This is a genomic window from Flavobacteriales bacterium, assembly GCA_013001705.1.
Lineage (GTDB): Bacteria > Bacteroidota > Bacteroidia > Flavobacteriales_D > JABDKJ01 > JABDLZ01.
This window is the reverse complement of the sequence record JABDLZ010000169.1, coordinates 1-4,744: the sequence shown is the minus strand read 5'-3', so window position 1 is coordinate 4,744 and position 4,744 is coordinate 1. Positions and strand designations below refer to the sequence as shown.

The following is a 4,744-nucleotide window of genomic DNA, read 5'->3' as shown; positions in this document are numbered from 1 at the left end:
ACATACCAACCAGGAGTCAATGATTCTATCAATGGCGGAGTGACGATCACCCTCACTGCGGATGGTGAAAGCGTGTGTCCTGTAATTGAGACCTCTGTCTTTGTGGAGATCATCGGACTACCAGAGGTCATTGCAGATGCCTCCTCCTCTACCGACATCTGTTCTGATGGTCAAGTGGTCCTGAATGGGAATCAAGAGAACACTTCATCCACGAATTGGCAGACATCCGGTGATGGAACATTCAGCAATACCGGTGAAGACCCGACCTACTTCCCTGGACCCAACGATATCACTTCTGGATCTGCCACGCTCACCTATACGGGAATACCGCTCTCAAATGTATGCCCGGTGACCAGTGAATCCCTCTCTCTAACTATTACAGAAGCTCCATCGGCCGGTTCGGATAACAGCCTATCCATCTGCGAATCCGCCTCAGAGATCGACCTACAGAATTATCTGAGCGCAGATGCTGACGGAGGCGGAACCTTTGTTGATCAAGACGGAAGTGGCGCTTTGAACGGAACAGTGTTCAATCCATCTCTATCGGGCCCAGGAGTGTTCTCCATAGTCTACCAGGTCAGCGGGACCCCTCCCTGTGACGATGATGAGAGCACTATCACAGTAGAGGTGACGACAGGTACAGAATCGGGAGTCGGTACATCCCTATCACTCTGCGAATCAGAAGCCCCGATCGACCTTTTTTCACAGTTGACCGGCAATCCACAATCCGATGGAACTTGGACCTCTGAACCTACGACTTCAGCTTTGCTAGATGGAACCTTCGACCCTAATTCTTCAGGGCCGGGTGACTTCCTCATCAACTACATAACTTCTTTGGAAGGCTGTCAGAGCGACACTGCATTCGTCTCATTGACCATAGGTGCTGAACCAAATGTGAGCACCTCTGAATCTATGATCACCATATGTGAGACTCAACAGGTCCTATTGAACGGCTCGGCCGACCAAACGGATAGCTTGCTCTGGACCAGTAATGGAAGCGGTGTCTTTACTGACCCTGATTCCGGGAACACCATCTATACTACCAGTGACGATGATATTCAAGCTGGAACGGTCGATCTCATACTGAACGGCTACGGTGACCCTTCATGTCCGGTTACCACTACCTCAGTATCGGTGACCATCGCGACCGGGGCAGAAGCCGGAGCTGACAATGCAGCAACCCTTTGCAGCAGTTCGCCTGCTCTTGATCTGAATAACCTTTTGGATAGCGATGCTGATAGCGGTGGAGCCTGGACAGATGTAGACGGATCAGGAGCATTGACCGGTAGCGAGTTCGACCCATCGATGGTAGCGGATGGAACCTATCTTTTCGAATATGAAGTAAGTGCATCAGATGCATGTCCAACTGATGTGAGCACCATGGAGATCACAGTCACCTCAGCGGCCAATGCCGGGGATGACACTTCTTTCTCACTATGTGAATCTACTGGCGTAATCGAACTTCTCGATTATATCCCCACTAATGCCCAGTCAGCTGGTACGTGGTCAGCTATCACTACGAGCGATGGACTTGACGGGAACACTCTGGACATTCAAGAACTCGGACCTGGAACGTACGAGTACTCCTATCAAGTGGAGATAGCGGATTGCAATTCTTTGGATGAGAGCAGCATGACACTTATCGTAGAATCAGCTCCTAGCATCGTTTTCTTGGATTTTGACCCGGTAATCTGTGAGAATTCTGAATACACCACCCAGACCCAGGCATCTGACTATGCCACTCTCACTTGGACCTCCTCTGGTGACGGTGCATTCACCGATGAGAATGCGCTCGAACCTGATTATTCACCCGGACCTGCGGATATCGCTTCTGGCGAAGTGATGCTATACCTCCAGGCACTGAGCAGCAACTCATGCCCTCTGACAATGGATAGTCTGCAGCTCGGAATCGTGGCTGCTCCGACTGCCGATGCAGGTGAAGAAGCAATAGAGACTTGTGGTTCACAATCAGTGAATTTGGATGGAAGCGCTGAGAATGCCACTTCTATCCAATGGACGACCACAGATGGAGATGGCACTTTTGACGACCCGAACTCCGAAGACCCTGTCTATACTCCCGGTCCGACCGACCTCCTCAGTGGGAATACCACCTTGGAGATCACTGTAGATGGTAACCCTGTTTGTCCATCTGCCAGCGACCAATTGCTACTCACTGTCAGCACACCTGCTGAAGCTGGAGAAGATAATTCCTATGCAGTCTGCGTTACCGGTCAGGCATTCGAACTGACCCCCTTACTTTCTTCTGAAGCGCAATCTGGAGGACAATGGGAGGACACAGATAGTTCTGGAGCATTGGTCGGCAGCGCTTTCGATCCTGGATTGACAGAGATCGGATCGTATACAGTCACCTACGCAATAGATGGAGAAGGATCGTGTGGAATGGATTATTCCGAAGTGATCATCGAAGTCAGTGAAGGTCCCAATGCTGGTGAAGATGGAGCGATCAGCTTATGTGCATCTTCCAACTCGATCGACCTGATAGAATATATCTCCGGTGGTGCGGATGTCGATGGTAATTGGACCGATCTTTCATCCAGTGGAGCTCTCAATGGAGGCATATTCGACCCATCTGCTTCTGGAATAGGATCCTTCGAAATAGAATATGAAGTGGAATGGGAAGGATGTGGAACGGACAAGAGCCTGCTTACCATCGATGTCACTCCTGCTCCTTCTGTCAGTATCGAGAATCAGGATCTGGATATCTGCAGCGGGGAGAATTTCACATTGTACGCTGAAGCTCAGCACTCCACTTCCCTGCAATGGACTACGAGTGGAAGTGGGACCTTCGGCTCCCCAGATACGGATATTACCGAGTATGGACCCAGTTCTGAGGACATAGACAATGGCTCGGTGGTTCTGACCATTATTGCAGAGGGTAGTCAGGGATGTGAGGCGAGCGAATCAAGCATCACACTCATCATACATCCGAGCCCAATTGCTTATGCCGGGGAAGACCAGGGAGTCTGTGGCTTGTCCACAACTCTACTCGCTCAACCGAGTGCAGGCCTAGGACAATGGGAGTCTGTAGGTGGGCTTTCTTTCGCTGACCCAACAGACGCAGGTACAACGGTCAGCGCTTCGGACTACGGCTCTTATACGCTCACTTGGACCGAGGATAATACTGGCTGTACCGATCAAGACCAAGTGACCATCGAATTCTGGGATGCTCCAGATACATTATCCACCCAAGCTACGTGCATAAATACCAACACGCAGTACCAGATATCCTTCGATATCCAAGGCGGTGATATGGAAAGTTACAGCGTACTGGGAGATGGGACATTGAACGGGACGCTATTCACCTCCGACCCCATCTCTACCGGAGAAGATTATTCGTTCATCCTGAACGACATTCACGATTGTGCTCCATTGGTCATCTCGGGTGCCTTCAGCTGCCCTTCCCTGTCAGATGCAGGTTCATTATCCAGCGATACGCTTCATGCCTGTATTGGGGATGCCATACAGGTAGTGATTGAAAATGAAGCTTTCCTAGATGCTGATGATACACAGCAATACATATTGCACGATGCTCCCAATGGCATAGGCACCCTACTTGCAATCTCGAATTCAGGTCTTTTCGTCTATGAGGAGAACATCCAACCGGATGTCATATACTATGTCAATTCTGTAGTGGGTAATGCGGACGATAATGGAGATGTGGATTTGAGCCATCCAGATGTCTCGATTTCCAATTCGACCCCTTTGATCTTTCACAGCCTCCCTATATTAGAAGTGACTAGCAATTCGCCAGAGATCTGCATGGGAGAAGTCGCCTCTATTGATTTCACCATGATGGGATCAGGGCCTTTCGAGGTAGGGTATTCCTACACAGGGCAGAATTCGAGCACCGTGTATTCGTCTTCAGAAGGAAGTGTGGAAATCGATGAAGAAGGAATATTCACCTTCGAGCAGCTCTCCGACAATTATTGTGCAGTCGAGCTGAGTGTAGAAGTTCCAATAATCGTCCACGAACTTCCTACGGCTGTTTTCCTCCCGGAGAATATCTCCCAATGTGAGAATGAGATCGAGGAGTTTCCTGTATTGCTCACAGGAGATGGTCCATGGACCTTTGATTGGAGCATCGATGGAGTCTTACAAGAGACTATCACGACTGTCGATCCAGAGTATCCCCTTACGCCAAGTATCAGCGGCTGGTATCACATACAAGGACTGGAAGATGCTCATTGTCCTACCTCGATAGGGGACAGTGTCGATGTACAGATACTTCCTGCACCTGCAGTCGCTTTAGGCCCTGATATCTCCATATGTTCAGGTGACACTGTAGAGATCGGAATCTTGCCAGAAGGAGACGCAGCTTATAGTTGGTCCAACGCGGCATTCCTTGCTGATGCTGGACAGAGCATGACCACGGCATTCCCTGGAAATGAAGGGACCGTTCCGGTGCAAGAGACCTTCATCCTGACCGCAACATGGGGTATCTGTTCGACTCAGGATGAACTGGTCGTGAATATCGATCCAGCTCCCACTGATTTCGGAATCAATGGACCGCTCAACATCTGTCTGGGAGATGAGCTGGAACTACAGGCCTATGGTGGAGTATCCTATGACTGGCATCCTCACCCCAGTCTATACAATGTCAATACCTCCACTGCAAACGCTCAACCTGTAGAAGAAACAGTGTATACGGTCACAGTATTCAACTCTTATCAGTGTACAGCTGAGAGCTCGGTAGAGATCGATGTATTCCCAGTTCCAGAGCCAT

The 4,744-nt window shown here is 49.9% G+C and carries 1 protein-coding gene; it reads left to right on the top strand.

Translation table 11 applies throughout. From position 1 onward, the window contains the following. A partial coding sequence (locus tag HKN79_07020; protein NNC83312.1) for a hypothetical protein occupies window positions 1-4,744 on the top strand: 4,744 nt, incomplete at both ends.